At 47.1% G+C, this 17,438-nt stretch carries 11 protein-coding genes and 1 pseudogene; all 12 read right to left on the reverse strand.

Annotated elements, in window-relative coordinates; genetic code table 11:
- A pseudogene (locus tag HII30_RS20545) lies at window positions 1–769 on the reverse strand (hypothetical protein); the annotation flags it as partial.
- A 236-nt stretch (window positions 770–1,005) separates the two neighbouring features.
- Window positions 1,006–1,431 carry a hypothetical protein gene (locus HII30_RS20550; protein WP_169506916.1) on the reverse strand — a complete coding sequence of 142 codons (426 nt, stop codon included), beginning with the start codon at window positions 1,429–1,431 and terminating at the stop codon, window positions 1,006–1,008.
- Between the two features lie 81 nt (window positions 1,432–1,512).
- On the reverse strand, window positions 1,513–1,638 hold the full coding sequence (locus HII30_RS21895) for a hypothetical protein (RefSeq protein ID WP_281363501.1): 126 nt from the start codon (window positions 1,636–1,638) through the stop codon (window positions 1,513–1,515).
- Between the two features lie 68 nt (window positions 1,639–1,706).
- Window positions 1,707–2,429, reverse strand: coding sequence for a response regulator (locus tag HII30_RS20555; protein ID WP_169506917.1), 723 nt, complete (start codon window positions 2,427–2,429; stop codon window positions 1,707–1,709).
- Window positions 2,430–2,433: 4 nt separating this feature from the next.
- Window positions 2,434–3,588: a histidine kinase gene (locus HII30_RS20560; protein WP_169506918.1), complete on the reverse strand. Its 1,155-nt coding sequence runs from the start codon at window positions 3,586–3,588 to the stop codon at window positions 2,434–2,436.
- 46 nt (window positions 3,589–3,634) lie between these two features.
- Window positions 3,635–6,292 (reverse strand): stalk domain-containing protein, encoded by a 2,658-nt coding sequence (locus tag HII30_RS20565; protein ID WP_425496012.1) that lies wholly within the window; start codon window positions 6,290–6,292, stop codon window positions 3,635–3,637.
- Window positions 6,293–6,727: 435 nt separating this feature from the next.
- The gene (metK, locus tag HII30_RS20570) at window positions 6,728–7,930 is read right to left on the reverse strand and encodes a methionine adenosyltransferase (RefSeq protein ID WP_169506920.1); all 1,203 of its coding nucleotides are present in this window, start codon (window positions 7,928–7,930) and stop codon (window positions 6,728–6,730) included.
- 183 nt (window positions 7,931–8,113) lie between these two features.
- Complete coding sequence (locus tag HII30_RS20575) at window positions 8,114–8,413, reverse strand: alpha/beta-type small acid-soluble spore protein (RefSeq protein ID WP_169506921.1); 300 nt, start codon at window positions 8,411–8,413, stop codon at window positions 8,114–8,116.
- Window positions 8,414–8,533: 120 nt separating this feature from the next.
- Window positions 8,534–9,016 (reverse strand): hypothetical protein, encoded by a 483-nt coding sequence (locus HII30_RS20580; protein WP_246246790.1) that lies wholly within the window; start codon window positions 9,014–9,016, stop codon window positions 8,534–8,536.
- 109 nt (window positions 9,017–9,125) lie between these two features.
- Window positions 9,126–12,725: an Ig-like domain-containing protein gene (locus tag HII30_RS20585; RefSeq protein ID WP_169506922.1), complete on the reverse strand. Its 3,600-nt coding sequence runs from the start codon at window positions 12,723–12,725 to the stop codon at window positions 9,126–9,128.
- A gap of 391 nt (window positions 12,726–13,116) precedes the next feature.
- Window positions 13,117–13,461, reverse strand: a complete 345-nt coding sequence (locus tag HII30_RS20590) for a hypothetical protein (protein WP_169506923.1) — start codon at window positions 13,459–13,461, stop codon at window positions 13,117–13,119.
- Window positions 13,462–13,620: 159 nt separating this feature from the next.
- Entirely contained in the window at window positions 13,621–17,325 is a 3,705-nt protein-coding gene (locus tag HII30_RS21970; protein WP_169506924.1) for an S-layer homology domain-containing protein, read from the reverse strand.
- Between the last annotated feature and the right edge of the window lie 113 nt (window positions 17,326–17,438).

Raw genomic sequence — 17,438 nt, forward strand, 5'->3', positions numbered from 1 at the left:
ACAGCCAGCCGGGCGGGGTTCGCGGGGCGGCTCTTGCCAGCCCCGCGTTCAGGCGCAGGCGGCCCAGCAGGGCGCCGAGCTGCGCCGCTTGCAGCCAGCCGGCGGTGTCCGCGCCCGCCTCCTGCAGCAGCCCCTCCACCTCGCCGGCCAGCAGCGCCCGGCCCTCCATAAGATCGCTGAGCTGAACCGCTCGCTCATACAGCCCCTGCCATCCCGCCTCAGACACGGCGGACTGCCCCCACACCCTCACACTAATCATCTCCCCGTCACCGACACTGTTCAGCCAGTACCGCCGCTGATCTTCCGGCTGATCTCCTATCAAGCCTTTTAGTGCCGACCGTATGTACCGATGCCAGTCCTTTTGTCCCCATTCGTCCATTTCCTGTACCGGTTTAAAAGAATCCCGCAGTTCAACAGTCCAACCCAGCGGCAGTGCTGGCGCAAGCAGCACAAGCCCCTGGACCGCATTACCCACATGACCTGTTTGCTCCCAATCCCCCATGTCACCCGTGTACTGCACATCTCTATTACTGCGTCTAACCCGCCCATCGCCTAAATCACTCTTATGCCAAGTTTCCCCAACACCGCCAGCATACTCCCTAGCATCTCGTTCCACCTCATTTCCCGCTAAATTTCCTCCACCATCTCCCAGAGTGCCACCCTGAACGAATGGCCGCTCTGTCCACCACCACACATCCACGTTCCAATCAAGTGAGACGCCAAGCCTCCACCAGTCTGATTCCCGAACCGCATACAGCGCCGCCTGCATACCATAACCTCCTCCTTCGAAACCTTCTGAAAATCCTCCAACCCCCTACGTAATCCTTCCTAGAATTTTCCCTTTCAGCACAATCACCTGCCCTTCAAGCTGGATGCACCAACACCCCAACCATGCCAAAAAAGCACACCCCGCCCCTTCAGGCCAGAGTGTGCTTCACTCGGTCTTCCTATGGATCTCATATTGCATCATGAAATGCCCCGTCTCCCCCTTTAAAATCCCCTTGCTCACTGTACATAAGGTATCCGCGCCGCACCAGCAGGAACACGCAGATCAATATAGATGCCCCGGTCCTCTTTCTTCCGGGAATTCCTTAACCTCAGCTTCAGCTTCTCTTTCTCAGAGTCATCCAGATCCATAACCTTCAGCTCCACATCCGGACAGCCAGAAAGTCTATGCAAAATCGCCAGGGTCTGATCGCCGGACTGTTCATCATAAAACGTCACCTGGACACGCACACCATGCAGCAAAGCATACAGTGAAAGGGCTCTCACAATCCACTCCACCTTTCGCTCATGGTTGGAGGTCACCAGCACATACTGCACTACTCGGTTCTGGTCAGCTGACCGCTTCACGTATCTTGCATGCATAACATGCACAAGCAAAACCGCCGCTCCATATGCAGCCAGGATCCACAGCAAATGAGCCACCATGAGACTCACCTCCTTCTCTTACAGCAGTATATGCCGCAAAACCAGAGGCGGTGACAAGAGGCGCCCTCTAGCGCCCGCACCCTACAGCATCGTAACGGCGACAGAAGCACATCTTGCTGCAGACCGCTCCCGTTTGTTAACGCACTTCTTCGCCCCCATCACCTGTGATGCCTCCATCGACTCTTCCTGCCAACTCCCATCACACAAAAAGGGAACCGCCCTCTTGGCGATTCCCCTCCATCTGCATATCCCGCTTCCATACCTTGGAGCGCGGTCTACAGTGTCACCCAGCCCTGCTTGATGGAGTTGATTACCGCTTGGGTGCGGTCGTCGACTTCCATCTTTTGCAGAATGCTGCTGACATGGTTCTTTACAGTTTTCTCACTGATGAACAGGTATTCCCCAATCATCTTGTTGCTCTTGCCCTCAGCCATGAGGCGCAGCACTTCTGCTTCGCGGCGGGTCAGCGGATTATTGTCCCCTGCAACGAATTTCACGCCAGCTTCCCGAGAACCGCCCTCAGCCATTGCTCCCGCTTCATTGACATACGTCATGCGGCGGAGCTGATGGATCAGCTTGCCCGTAACCTTCGGATGAATGAAGGCAAAGCCTTCATTCACAGAACGAATGGCGTTAATCAGAGATTCTGCTTCCATGTCTTTCAGCAGATAGCCGTTGGCCCCTTTGCGAAGGGTCTCGAAAACATAGCTCTCATCATCATGAATGGATAGAATAATGACCTTAATCTCCGGGAACATCCCACGCAGCTTCTCTGTGGCCTGTACCCCGTTCTCGATCGGCATATTGATGTCCATCAGGACGATGTCGGGTTTCTCCACGTTGCAGAATTCCAGCACCTGGATGCCATCGCCGCATTCTCCGATGACGTCAATATCGTCCTCCATGTTCAGAATGCGCTTCAATCCCTCACGGAACAGCTGATGATCATCAGCCAAAAGCACTTTGATTTTCTGTTTTTCATTTTCCGTATGCTCCATATTATTACTCCTTTCTCTTCTCCACGTTTGTCGGGATATGAATGACGATCTTCGTACCGCGGTTTTCGCCGGAATCAATCTCCATTCTCCCTTCAAGCAGCTCGACCCTCTCCCGCATGCCGATTAACCCAAAGTGGTCTTTGCTTTTCTGCTCCAGTAATTCCACCATGAATCCCAGTCCGTTGTCTTGAACGACGATTTTTACCATCTGGGCCTGATAAGTCAATTCCACCAGCACATACGTCGGGTAAGCATGCTTGGCCGCATTGGAGAGGCCTTCCTGTACCAGCCGGTAGATGGCCGCCTCCATTGCGGACGAGAGACGATGCTCATTGCCCCGTGTCTCAAACAACGTACGGATCTTCGTTTTTTCTTCAAAATCATGCACGTATTTACGAAGAGTAGGAATAAGTCCTAAATCATCGAGAGCCATAGGACGCAGGTTAAAGATGACTTTGCGCATTTCCTCCAGACTTGAACGAACCTGTCCCTTCAAATCTACTATTTCGTCCTGCACCATCTTAAATTCCTGCTTAGCCAGCATTCTTTCTACAATTTCCGTCCTGAGAACCAGATGCGCGAGCAGCTGGGCAGGACCGTCATGAATCTCACGCGCAATCCGCTTCCGCTCTTCCTCCTGGGCCAAAATAATCTTGAGCCCAATCACCTGGCGGTTCTTGGCCGATTCGATGATCCGCGACACCTGACCGAGCTCGCCGGACAGATATTCCAGAACCACGCCCATCTGCGAGCCGATCGATTCTGCGCGTTCCACCGAATGTTCGACATTCCGCACCCTTTTTTGCAGCTCGTCGCGCCGGGCCTTCAGGTACATTTCTTTCTCGCGGTAGATCATGAGATCAAGCTGAAGCTGCGTCGCCTTCTCGTACGCCTGTTTGATGTCTTCTTCCCTGTACCGGACAAAATCCCGGCTAACCTCGGTCAGCCGAATCCGGGAACGGCGGTAGTTCAGCTCCAACTGGTCCACCTTTTCCAAGGTTTCCGTCGTTTCTTTCAATACCTGCTGCAGTTCCTGATTGAGAGACACCAGCTCGTCACGCGAGGTCTCCAATATTTCAAACATCTGGTATTTGCTGTCCTCCATCACTTGGATGGCGTTCTTAATGACACGATCAATGGCATCAGCTTGATAATCCACGCACTCTACTCCATTTCTAACGTTTCATACTACACATCATACCATATCATGATTGGATCGTAACGGTCTTCGTGTTCTTGTCCCATTTTACAGTAAGGCCTAACTGCTCGGAAACGAGGCGAAGTGGTACTAAAGTCCTACCTCCAGTGATCATTGGAGACACGGTTGTCGTCATTTTTTTCCCGTTCAGCACCAATTCCTTCTCGCCTACGGTGAGTTCCATCAGTTTTCCGCCGCGCAGAACCGTGACTCTTTGAGCATCTTTGTTCCACGTTGCCTGGCCGCCAAACGCATCGAGTACGAATTTAATCGGTACGTAAGTGGTTCCACCCTTCAACAGCGGTGCAGCATCCGTCGCCACCTTGGTTCCATTGACCATCATCGATTTTTGCCCAATCGTCATGAGCGCAGTTCCTGTAGGTAGTCCCGCATCACTAGAGAGCGATGGCATCGTAAACCGAATATTGTCAAAAGACACCGTTCCCGTTAATGCCCGTTCGTCCTGCCCTTCTTCCACGTTCACCACATACACTCTTTTCAGCTGTGCCGGGAATGCCATGTTATAAGGACTGAGGTCGACGTTCAGCTTCTTCCAGCCGGTCCAGTCGATGATTTTAGCCAGGTCAACGTACGCGGTTTTGCCGTTCTTGTCCTTAAATTCCGCGCGGAGCCAGTTTAGGCTATTGTCGCCTTCGACGTCAAGGGACATGGAAGTCGCTGCCGCAGGGACGGTTTTGCCGGTCGTGCCGTTAAACTGAGCGTACGCGTACATTTTTTCACCCAGACCGCCGTTCATATCGTAGTTTAATTGCAAAACATTGGAATTTCCTTGAGTCCCGCTGCCCTTCGTGATCACAGTACTTCCCTTCACGCCAGACACATTGGTGGTGAAGTTAATCGGGTAGTTTACAGCTTCAAAATCTTCCCACGTGCTTTCTGCAGCCGTTGAGAGAACAACCACTGTGCTGAAGCCGTCATACCGGGCAATGGCATAGCCAACTTTGGCATTGCTGTTCACGGAGGAGACGGTCAGCTGACCATTGCTTACTTTGCCCTGGAACCCGATCATCTCCCATTTCAGTGCACTGTCCGGCACATCGACGGTATTCCCGTTTTTCAACACAGCCGTCACAGGCACAGATACGCTGGTTCCTGCTTTCAGAGGAGCAGCTGGCGTTCCTGCACGAAGCTGTGAAATATCGTCACTGCCCAGCACCTGGACCTTCAGGGTGGCCGTCGCACTGCCGCTGACAGCGGTAAGTGTGGATGTCCCCGGCTTGACCGCGGTTACGCTGCCGCCGCTGGTTTTGAGATTGCCGTTGCTCGATTTCCAGACCGGATTAACGCTGTTCATGTCAACAGGATTGTAATAAGTGTCATACCCTTTTAGCTCATACTTGCCACTTTGACCGATCAGCAGCATCGTATCACCGCTGACTTTGATGCCTTTTAAAGACCCTTTAGGTGCTGTTGAAAATACTCCCAGTGCGTTCACGATACTGCGCTGTGCGGTGCCGTACTCCGTCTGGAACGTCAGCTGCGTGTCCTGCTCCGCCAGCGGTCGGTTTACCATCGTGGTAGAGCCGCCTCCGTCCAGGTTGAGACCCTTCCATACCCCGATGCTGACCATAAACTGCTGCAGCTGACTCAGGGACATGCCAGCACTGCTGCTGTTCTTTTGCGCGGTGACCAAATAGACGTACCGGTTATCCTTGGAATAACCAACCGCCGTGCGGGCACGTGTACCGCCAATGCTGCTGACGTCTCTGGAGTAGGATGCCGCCTTGCCGCCATTGACCAGGACTGTATGGCCGCCGATCATCATCTGCAGGGTATCCGGATTGACTTTGGCTCCGTTTTGCTTGGATACCAGCGAATAGTTGGCTGTGAGGCGCTGTCCGACCGATAGATTATTTTTGACAAATTCCGCTGCCTTGCCGTGCGTCCGGAGGATAAAGCTTCCCTCAGGAATTGACGACGAGATGCCCGCCATGGACGAAATTTCGGTGATGATGCCATTCGTCACCATAACCTCGGTTGGCGTCGTGGAACTGTTCGTAGGACGCTCCAGTGCTTTCCAGGCGCTTGTGTATATATATGCAGCATGGAGGTGACTGTAATTGGATGTACCGCCCTCCGGTTTATAAGCGGATTTGTTCATGCCTGACAGCGGAAACGTGCTTCCATTCTCGGCTTTAATGCTGCCTTCAAATGTATATTCATCCACCATAGGCTTACCGTCTTTTGTCACGAGGAAGGCATACATGCCCTTTAATTGGGAAGGTGTCGACATCAGAACACCATCTGCCACCTGGCCGCCCATCGGAGCTCCCTGTGCACCTGTATTGAAAAAATCTCCATTAATCGCGGCGACCGCTCCATATTCCTTGGCCATACCGCCCGTGCTTTGTCTTGCGGTGAACTGGCTGTTCTTGCCTGTCATAACATCCAGTTTGACATTTTTATTGTTCAGATCAACCCTAATAACATCGGCCAGTGTGGTCTGGCTGCCGGATTTATATTGATATTTCATCAGTACTGCACCGGATGTAATGATCTCTTCCCCCAGTTTGGTGACCGACGAAGATGCTGCTTCAACGACAGATGATGACAGTGGACCCTGCAGCAGCGGCATGCCGCTTCCCAGTACCGGACTGACCCAGATGACGCCTGCTAGTGTGATAACCAGCCATTTTTTTCCCATAGACGATGTGCTAGACTTGCTGTGTTCTTCCTTGCGTTTCATGTTAAATATAACTCTCCCATCTATTTGTTCAGGCTCTATTGTCGCTTCTGAACGTTAAGTCTCTATTTAATAGACTTCATAGATTGGGAAAAGTTACGAAAAAAGTGGAAGAAGATTTACTACGATTAATCGCGGTGCTACGGTTCCGGATTGCTCTTCCGATCGCTGTTGCACGTAAATTTCTATGAATCTCTATTTATTAATGTTGAAATTTACGTGCAAAGGCGAACGCTTCGCTTCTCCAGATCAATTCCGGCCCCTTCGCTGTGTTCGCGCTTTCCTCGTACCTTTTTTTGTTGAAAGGGAAAAAGCCTGGTACCTACTCAATGAGTTGGGTACCAGGCTTTGGTAATGACTATATTATTCTATAAACCTTACAACACTACAATTCGCTTAGATGCCAGCTTGCTCTTTGAGAGCATCGGCTTTGTCCACGCGCTCCCAAGGGAGATCGAGGTCGGTACGGCCGAAGTGGCCGTAGGCGGCAGTCTGCTTGTAGATCGGACGGCGCAGATCCAGCATGCGGATGATACCGGCAGGGCGCAGGTCAAAGTTGTTGCGGATCAGGGAAACCAGAGTTTCCTCATCCACTTTGCCTGTTCCGTACGTATCGACACTGATCGATACCGGAGTCGCTACACCAATGGCATAAGCCAGCTGGATTTCACATTTGTCGGCAAGTCCAGCAGCAACCAGGTTCTTAGCCACATAGCGGGCTGCGTAAGCGGCGGAACGGTCGACTTTTGTCGGATCCTTACCAGAGAACGCACCGCCGCCATGACGAGCATAGCCGCCGTAGGTATCGACAATGATCTTACGGCCTGTCAGACCGGCATCCCCTTGAGGACCGCCGATTACGAAACGGCCTGTTGGATTGATGTAATATTTTGTTTCTGCGTCCAGCAGTTCAGCCGGAACAACAGGAAGGATAACTTGTTCTTTGATGTCTTTTTGAATTTGTTCCAGGGAGATTTCTTCAGCATGCTGTGTGGATACCACGATGGCATCAACACGAACCGGCTTGTCCCCGTCATATTCAACCGTAACCTGGGTTTTACCGTCTGGACGCAAGTAGTCCAGTGACCCGTCTTTACGCACTTCAGCCAAACGTCTGGCAATGCGGTGAGACAATGCGATCGGCAGCGGCATGAACTCAGGTGTTTCATTCGTAGCAAAACCGAACATCAGACCTTGGTCACCAGCGCCAATGTTCTCGGTTTCCTTATCCATTTGGGCAGGATCACGATGCTCAAGAGCCGCGTTTACGCCTTGTGCGATGTCGGCAGACTGTTCGTTCAGGGATGTCAGCACCGCGCAGGTGTTAAAGTCAAAACCGTATTTAGCACGGGTATACCCGATTTCTTTCACGGTATTGCGTACAATGGACGGAATGTCCACATATTCAGAATTCGTGCTGATTTCACCAATTACCAAAACCAGACCAGTAGCTACAGATACCTCGCATGCAACGCGCGCGTTGGGATCGTTGGCCAAAAAAGCGTCGAGTACTGCGTCGGAAATCTGGTCACAGATTTTATCCGGATGGCCTTCAGTGACCGACTCAGATGTAAACAAGCGGCGCCCTTTTAAAGTCATAAGATCAACCTCCCATATGGATAGTATGTGGTATAAAAAGAGGTCTTACACAAAAAATGAACCTTTTCCGATAGGAAAAGGTTTGAATGTACAATCCTCAACAAGCATATTAACGTATTTAATACAAGGTGTCAATCCAGCCAGCAAGCAGATTAGGCGAGAAAATGCTGCGATTATACGCCGTTACAGCTCGCCAATTCCGCCGAACATCCCTTGTTCTGCTTGACGAACCAGACGCTTCGTAATCTCTCCGCCAACAGAACCGTTCTGACGGGATGTGTAATGCCCCCAACCCGGCCGCTTTGAAGAAGAATGGCTCCCGCCCATCTCGCCCAGCTCGCCACCGAATTCCGTATCTTCTCCGTAAGAACTGGTATGTCCTGAAGTGATTCCAAATTCTGCAGCAATTTCGTATTTCATCTGATTCAGCATATGGCGGCTTTCCGGTACAACTTGTCGATTTCTTCGATTGTTATTAGCCATACAATGATACACCTCCTGAGATATAAGTTCACAGGAGTATTATGCGTGTCTGCATGGATCTCTACACGTATAAAACACTGTATCTGTTGGCAATAATTATAAGAAGAAACTGCCATAGAGTTACTTTACGGTGTATCCTCCGCGAACCATAACAACAAGACCTTGGGTCTGTCCGTCTTTCACTTGAATACCGCGTCCATCCCTAGGAAATGACAGCAGATGGTTCTTAGGAGCAGATTGGCCATTTACCAAATCCTTGCCGTCTGTCAGATCCGCTACACCATCTTTGTCTTCGGTATAAATGACAGCAATACCTGAGCGGACGATAAACTCTGCACCAGCTTCGCCAATGAGTATCTTGCCTGGTCTCAGGCTGACGATTTGTACTTCATTGGCATCTTGGTCGGGGCTGGTAGAGTCTGGTGTAGTTGGATTTGTTGGCTGTGTTGTGCCTCCACCCAGAGCTTTCTGAATTTGCTGGTCCACGTAGCTTTTGGTAACGACAGGGTCGTCGGCGGTGCCAGGCTGGGTGTTGGGGCTGGCGCTGTTTATATTCGTATCGAGTATATTGCTGATTAACGTAGCACTTATAATTAGAGTCATTAAAGAAACTAAGTATTTATTTTTTTTCATCCATATCCATCCCATGATAAGTTAATTAAATAGGGCAAGCTGGATATCCAGCTTGCCCTATTATAAACATATATTTGACTTAAGGAGCTACCGCTACAGTAATGTCACTCCCAGTTTCCGGAACCGTTACAACAAATGATTTTTGATCTGTAACGCTACCTTTTTGGATATTAGCTACTAATGTTACTTCTTTAGCAGCATCACCAGCTGCAGGTCTATCAGGTGTAGTATATGAACCACTGACAACATTGTTGTTTACTACCCAAGTGATCGATGTCCCATGATCACCAGCAGAACGCAGAGTGATGGTTGTAGCTGCATCATCTTCTGTTCCAGTAGGAATAGACAGGGTCAGCGCAGTTTTTGCAGCATCAACCGCTTCTACATTAGTAGGTGCATCTTGACCTACTGTCACTTGAGTGGTTGCACTTGGCACACCACCTGAAGGCGCTGCTTCTCTTACGACATAAGTCCCTGCAGGCAAACCACTAATTTTTGTTGCGCCACTAACTAGCTCGTAGCTAGAAACGGGGGCACTTGCCAGCTTATACTCATATGACTTCGCAGCATCCAAACCAGTAATTTCACCAGTATCTTCAGCAGCAAAATTATCATTTACAGCAGCTAGACCACTTGGTGCCGCTTGACCACCAACCAGTTCACTAATTCCATTGAAGTCAGCAGCTCGGTTACCAGCAGCATCAACAATCAGACGAGCATCTTTAACTTCTACACGGTATTCAGATGCAACACTTCTAGAAGCTCCATCGTTTAATGTAACTGTGACAGTGTCACCGCTAGCTGTTGCACTGAATTCCCCATCAGCAATACTCAATTCTTTGTTGTCAGTATTGCGAATCACTTTCAGGTCGCTGGCAACGTTGGAGTTTGTCTGAAGAGTTTCAGAGAATTTAATTGCAAAGCTTGGTGTACCAGTAGCAACTGTTACCTCGAACGGATACACAGTGTCAGCTTTATTTACAACAGGTTTCACAGAATCTTTCAGGTTACCATCAGCAGTGCTTACATCCACAGTTCCTGCAGTTGTAGTAGCACCCGCATTAGTGATTAACCGATCCAGGTCAACTCTCAGATCCACATTTGAACCGCTAGTAGTAATGTCATTCTCAAACTTAACATTCACTGTGGAAGTACCGTCAACTTCAACGCTTGATACACGTGGGGCACCATCAACACTAGATACGTTAGTAAATGCACCTGCACTGTAGTTAACAATACCTGCGTTGAATTTCACTTTGATAGTTCTTCTATCAACAAGTTCAGCTTTACCGTTTAATGCGATTGTTGTATCAGCATCAAGTTCAATCTTGCTGTTATTACTAGTAAATTCTTTGAGAACATTTCCGTTGACGTCTTTAACAGCAAGAACAGTCAAGGAGTTAATGTTAGTGTAACCAGTGATTCCATTACCTGAAGCCAGACGCACAATTTTGTTGCCGATGCTTTCAGTGAATTTCAAAGATACAGCAGTGCCATCTTGGAATGGAGTGATTTCAGCAATAGAAGAAGTCAACGGCTGAGTTCTTCCGTCAATTTCAACAAGATAGTTGGAGTAATTAACAAGAGAGTCAACATCCATTTTCTCATTGAATTTAACTACCAGACGACGATCGGAAGTGTTAACTGTTTCAGAGTCGATTTCTGGCGCTGTTCTATCTGCCAAGCTAACTTTACCTGTGTAGTCAAGGATAGTGTTTTGCAATTTAGTGTTGTCTCTAACATTTTGAATTGTCAGAGTGTTATCACCACTAGCAGACAGGTCAGTGTAAAGATTTACGTATACAACTTTCCAGTCATTAGTGTCACGTACAACGTCTTTAACTGTAATTGAGTTACCGTCTTTGTTCTTAACAGTATAATTAGCCTTATTCTCAGCGCTAGCTTCATTTACAGCTTTAGAGAAAGTGATTTTAATTTGACGCGCATTTTCAGCACTTACTGCCGTTACTTCTGGACGAGTTTGATCAATTTCAGGAGTAACTACTACAGAGCTATTCGCTGCAATTGTATTACCAGAGTAGTCCTTTACACCTTCAACAAAGATGGATACAGGACCTGTAGGCAAGGATTTCTCAGCACCGAAAGTAAACTGCCATTTGTTATCTGCAAGCTGTTTTTTGCTTACTGCGGTGATTTTGTTATCACCGGACTTCCAGTAAACTTTCGCAGCATCAACAGTGTCAACATCCACATCTTCAGAGAATGTGATTGTTACAGTCTCCAGAGTTGCCGTTGCTTCAGCAATTGTAGGAGCTGCAGTGTCTTCAACCACGTTGATCTCATGAGTAGAAGCGAGAGAAACAAAATCAGCATAGTCTTTTACGCCACTTACTGTAAGCGTATGGTTTCCAACAGCCAAAGCAGAAGAGCTGTATGGTGTCAGAATTACTGTTCTGTCGTTATTGCTAGTTGTTACTCTACCGAAGAACTCTCTTCCATCAAGATTGAAATTTGTTTGGCCAACAGTCTTAACTGGCTCACTGAAAACAACCTTCACAGATTTAGTTCCAAGGGATACAACAGATGTTACTGTAGGCAAAGCATTGTCAATAGCAGTAAATTCAATATTTTGGGAATTGATAGTTGTATTCCCAGCTTTTACGTTAGAAACAGAAACAGCATCAGTTCTATTGTTTGAAAGTACACTTGGATCTTTCAACAGCAATGTTGCTGTAGTCAAGTCAGAGGAAAGAGTAACACTATCGATAACCTTTCCAGATCTCAGAGAGTAGTTTGCTACTTTCTCAGCAGATTCTTTATCAACTTCTCCGTTAAATTTAACGACTACTTCTTTAAGGTTGCTAGCACTTGCGCTATCCACTTTAGTTGCAGTAGTTACAACCCAAGTTACAGATTCATTGTACTTGTAACCAGCATACTCGAATGGAACCTCAGTTGCTGTGTTAGCTACCAGTGCAGTATTTAGAGTTACTTTCACGCTTTCGTTGTTAGCCAATTTAAATGTAACAACTTTACCGTTTTCAGTAACAGCATAATCTACAACTTTTGGTTGCTGCTCGGACAGGTAGATTGCATAAGCAGTGTCAACCATCAAGGATCTTGTAGCGTTTGCTTTCGGGTCAACATTTGCACCCACGATGCCTTCGTTAATTGCAGCTTGAACATAACCTTTAGCCCAAGTGGATGCGTTATTGTTCACATCAGAAGGGATATCCAGTTTCAATGCACGAACCAATACCGCTGCCATTTCTTGAACAGAGATTTTACCGTTGTAGTCGAAGATCATCTTCGTCGTGTTCTTACCTTCCATCAGACCAGCAGAGTATACTGCTTCGATGTAAGGAACAGCCCAGTTCTTAGCTGTGTAGCCTTTGTCTTTAAAAGACAGTTGGCCAGTTACTGGCTGAAGGCCCATCAGAGTGGAAACCACTTTCGCGAACTCAGCGCGAGTCAGATCTTTGTCAAGGTGAGCTTGACCGTCTGGGTAACCATTCAGAACCTTAACTTCTTTAAGTACGTCAAACTTTTGTTGGTTTGTAAGTGCATCGTCACCGAATGCAACAGAAGCAAACATGGAGAATGCCATTGCTGTAGACAGTGCTACGGATAAAATTTTCTTCATAACCTTTTTGTCTCCTCCTTGGATCGAAACATTAATATTATTTTTGTCTTTAGAATAGTAGCTCTTATTACTCATATCGTTGCACCTCCTTCCCGAGTTGAGCAGAAATCATATAAATGATGTCTGTGACGGGTATCACAGAAACTTGTAACCAGAGTCGAACACTCACCTATTTTGTAGATTCCTAGAATCCCACCTAAGGTATTATACAATGCTTACCAATAACCGTAAAGAACAATTTTCTAATTCAGAAAACTATTTCTTCACCCGGAACATGTTGGGCATCTCGTTGTGCTCTACATCTTAAACGTTTGGTTTCGGAAAAAGTTGCGGGTGCTGCCAATATTTTTTTGTTTTTTTTCTAAAACCAAGTTTAATTACCCACCTGTGAGCCTAACAACGCACTTTTAAACCTCAATATATAAAAAAAAAGACGCCGGCATCGGCGTCTGATCTGTATGAGGAATTATCGGATTTTCATAGCGAGCTGAATAATACGGGCACGCATTTGCGGGTCATCGTTCAACTTAGTGTACATTTCTTCGATCTGGAATTTGTTGTCGCGGTATTCCTTCTCATGCTTGATCGTTACATGCGACCACTGAATCAATGCATTCTCTGCTATCGTAAGATCGTTGAACGCATTATGAAAGCCTGTCTCCATAACTAGCCCTTCCATAATTTCTTGGGTAATCTCAGGAACCTGCTTACGTTTCTTCTCGATCGTACTCTCCATAACCTTCGCTTTATCTTCAAACTGTGTCTTCGCCTTCATATAATCCAGCTGCGGCTTTGATAACTTCGGTTTCATAAATTCAATTTCACCCTCTAAAAAATAATATGTGCTTTCGCTATTGTAGCGTATTCTACATGAAATTACAAAGATCTGTAAATGGTAATAGGTTCTTGTCACTTGAAAAGGGCACCCGAGAGATCTAAAATCTCTTGAGCGCCCCTTATGATTTGTTTCTTAAAGTTTCTTCATTTTTTTCGCTACTTCCACAGCAATTGAAGCTGCATGAGCGCGAGTGAATGGCTGCTGTGGATCAAAGCGGTATGTTGGTTTCTTCTGGTTCTGCTGCAATTCATTCTGAATTCCGTTCATCACCTTGGCTTTAATTACAGCCTGAATCGAGGTGACAGAATATCGGGATGCAATCTTACCGGAATCCGTGAAACTCTTCTGCAGCGCGGCCAGGTCTTTCTCATAAGTACCTAATTTCAGGTTCATGGCTCTGGCAATCATAACCGCTGCATCCTCACGCTTCAGCGGCTGCCCAGGCAGAAAGGCTCTCGGTGCAGTTCCACGCACAATACCTTTACGCACGGCTGTCTCAATATAACGGTAGTCCCAACGATAATCATAGTAGCGGCCAACATCCTGAAACGTCAATTCATCATCCCCGGAAGGATAATCTAAAGGAATGTCTAAAATTTTGACCAGCATGGTTGCAAATTCACCGCGTGTTACAGACTCGTGGCTATTAAACTCTGCCGTATCCCGGGCATTCAGGAATCCTCTGGACAAGGCCATTTCAATCTCGTTACGTGCAGAGTTATGTGAGATAACATCATCATAGCTGTAGCGCATTCCAGCAACTACATAATATCCGAAGCCGTCAAAGGAAGCTGTTACAGTCTTCTTATTAGTATCAACTTTACCGCCGAGCTTCTGCCATGTACCAGAATTCGGGTCATATCTCCACATGCCGATGTTGGCTGCTGCGACATTCACAATATTGTGATCGTATTTGAGTGAAATTGTACCACGCTGTGATGGCTCCATCCATCTCTCTCCGCGATTAATGAAGAACGGGTCGTACGGATGCGATCCCGATTTGGTATCGTAGCTGAGTTCTCCGGCGCTGTTAGGAACCGAGGAGAAGTACCCCGCATCCAGCCAATACAGACTTGAGATGAAACCATAATGTGCAAGCGGCATTAACTTGGTTCTGGCATCACTGGAACTGTTGACCGGTGTCATTACACCATCGATATTAATGTTCTTGATGGTCCGCCCGTCTGTAGGATCGGCAATACCAACCAACACGTCTTGGTTATCAAACATATTAATACTTCGCTCAGAGCCGGTTCCTGGCTGTTCACCAGGCTTATTATTAGGCTCCTGAAGCATGGTTCCCTTTGGAAGACTTAATGTAAGGTTTCCTTTGAAAGCACTAACTTTACCACTCTTGGCTATGCCCGTTTTATATTGGGATCCAATCGCTATTTCTTCGGTGTAGTTTACCGCAAACTCTCCGTTCAGTTTTTCCTCTCCCCGGTACACGGTAAACTTGATCGTGTTCTTTCCCTTTTTCAAATTCTTGATTTCCAGACGATAGATGCTGCTCAGACCGTCTTTCACCATATCTTCCTTACCAATAGTTACCCGATCTGCGCCGTCAGCTTCGATGGATACATTGAGGAAATTCTGTTTAATGACACTTTCCTGCGGCAGCTTAGGAGAAAGCACTTTAAAGTTCTCATACTCACGAGTTACCTGAATGGTCTTTCTTGCCTTGGAAGCTCCGTCATAGGCTTCGATGGTTACCGATCTCGTCCCTGGCTCAATCAGATCAATGGTTCTCAGGATCACATGATAGTTATTGCCTGAGCGGATTGTTTCCAGTCTATAAGGGGCCGAGGAGCCTTCCCGATTCTTGCTGTCTTTAACGATGAAGGTATCTCCTCCATCAAGTGAAGCATATAGTATCCGGTTTGAAGTCCCGTCCAAATAAATGTTCAGATCCGATACATTGGATACCACAAACTGCAGATCCATTTTGTTTGCAGTTGTATTGAATAGGTCATCGGTTGTTGCTGAAGGTTTGAAAACTTCTGTGTCAGGTACCGTCTTCTCATATGGAAGCGGAACGGCATCTTTAATAATCGGAACATATTCAGAGAACAAATAAATAGTAATTGTAGTGGTGACAGGAATCCCGCTCGTCCGGCCGCTGAACTCCAGTTTGTTAGGTCCTGAAACCAACATCATCTGGCCCGCACTTGTACCATTAGCAATACTAAACTCTCCAGCGGAGTTGACACTCACATTAATACTCTTGCCGTTCACACTTGCTCTGAGGGTTGAATGATCGTCAGCACTGAAATTAATGAGTTTGCCCTGAAGTCCTGTAAATGGCTTGCTTCCTCTCTTTTCAGGCTGATCCGTGTTATTTCCTGTAAAAGTAGCCCCGTTGTAGATATTCAGCAGTTCAATAAATGGAGATGGCGTGTAACGAACAGCTGTAGAATACGTATCCGTTATGACATTACTATTATTGATAACGGAGTACTCAAATATCAGCTCACCTTCTCTAAGATCAGACACTGCGAATATCAGAGCGTTGATTTCACGCGCAGAGCTATTGAATGTCTTGATAACCACACCGTTCTGTTTGACCTCTAATTTGCCTGAGGTTCCAGCATCCAGATTATTCACGTTTACCTTTAACCAGATTGGAAGCTCACCGATCAGCGTATTATCTGTAAAAGGTATTGAGGACTCATAAATGGAAGGAGTCGCTGGGTTTGAAGGATAAATCTGCTCAACGTTTACAATATGAGGCTGTGTCGCATCGTAAAATTTAAAATTGACTTTGTCATTAACGATGGGTCCGCCAGAAAACAGTGTTCCCGTAATGCTAATCGACTGTGCTGAACTGCTTCCTTTGGTTAGCCTGACCGTTCCGCCAGATTCAAAGTTCGGATCTCCACCTCCCGCAATAGTTCGGTAGGTCAAAATAATCAGACCGTCTTGATTCTCCGTATTCGTGATATTGGTTTTGTATTTCCTTCCATCATACTCTACGGTGATGTCTGGACTAAGCGTTGTGCTTGCGTCAGGTTTTTTGAATACAACTTTACCACTCACTACACCACTAATTCGAGAACCGGTATCGGGACTTAATGTTGGATTTCCTTCCAGAGAGAGCGAACCAATTCTTGTATCATAGATAGTTCCTCGATCTGCACTGTACCCACTGAAATAAACTACATCGCGCGAGATTGAATAGGTCTTCGTATCATTGGATGCAATAAATTCAAGCTTGTTCAGCCCTGAATCCAGTTTAAAGTCACTAACCAGGAACATCCCCTCTGAAAGCGGGGCTACGCTTTTTCCTTTAATCGTGAGTCTAGTCGCGTTGCCAGCCTCCACCATAAAGTTCACTAGTTCGCTGGTCACCATAGTCTGCTGTCCAGCCTTTAACTCACGTCCAGCTCCATCCAGGAGTGTTACCTTGCTGACCGCAGGAACATTGGAATATTTAACATAAGCCGTTCCAATACCCTCCAGTCCATTGCTGGTAGATATACCGATCAGCGTAATGCGGTTAAGACCTTCCTCTAACCGGATACCCGCATAAGCTAAAGAACTTGGTCCGGTAATGCTTGGTCTGATATCTCTGCCGTTGCTTGTCAGCTTCCATTCATTCCCTTTCCACGCTGCCACTTCGTAGCCTATGGTCTGGTCAGATATTCCATTGAAAGATGCACTCACATTAATAGTGCTGTTATACCATGTCGTAGGATTGCCCTCAGACATACTTAAGTTATCAAATTTGAAATAATTATTGATCGGATCAGCTGCTGATGCAGATTGAACAGGGATTAATGTAAACAACAAAGCCACAGCAAGCATCAGACTTGCCCATGACCGCAATTTCTTCTTCACGACTCGCACTCCTTTCGGCTGGTCTTCCAACACTTTTGAATCTTGCTTCCGTTTGGTCACTGTCTTCCCTCGCTTTCTAAAATCGCATGAATAGTCCTGTACTTTATGTATCG

Origin of the sequence: Paenibacillus lemnae (assembly GCF_012933385.1) — a bacterium.
In the GTDB taxonomy this organism is placed as follows: domain Bacteria; phylum Bacillota; class Bacilli; order Paenibacillales; family Paenibacillaceae; genus Paenibacillus_AQ; species Paenibacillus_AQ lemnae.

Bases quoted from the DNA above. Each gene is read 5' to 3' on its own strand.
- HII30_RS20555 (WP_169506917.1), bottom strand. From the start codon at position 2,429: ATGGAGCATACGGAAAATGAAAAACAGAAAATCAAAGTGCTTTTGGCT.
- HII30_RS20575 (WP_169506921.1), bottom strand. From the start codon at position 8,413: ATGGCTAATAACAATCGAAGAAATCGACAAGTTGTACCGGAAAGCCGC.
- HII30_RS20565 (WP_425496012.1), bottom strand. From the start codon at position 6,292: ATGGGAAAAAAATGGCTGGTTATCACACTAGCAGGCGTCATCTGGGTC.
- HII30_RS20580 (WP_246246790.1), bottom strand. From the start codon at position 9,016: ATGACTCTAATTATAAGTGCTACGTTAATCAGCAATATACTCGATACG.
- metK (WP_169506920.1), bottom strand. From the start codon at position 7,930: ATGACTTTAAAAGGGCGCCGCTTGTTTACATCTGAGTCGGTCACTGAA.
- HII30_RS20590 (WP_169506923.1), bottom strand. From the start codon at position 13,461: ATGAAACCGAAGTTATCAAAGCCGCAGCTGGATTATATGAAGGCGAAG.
- HII30_RS20550 (WP_169506916.1), bottom strand. From the start codon at position 1,431: ATGGTGGCTCATTTGCTGTGGATCCTGGCTGCATATGGAGCGGCGGTT.
- HII30_RS20585 (WP_169506922.1), bottom strand. From the start codon at position 12,725: ATGAGTAATAAGAGCTACTATTCTAAAGACAAAAATAATATTAATGTT.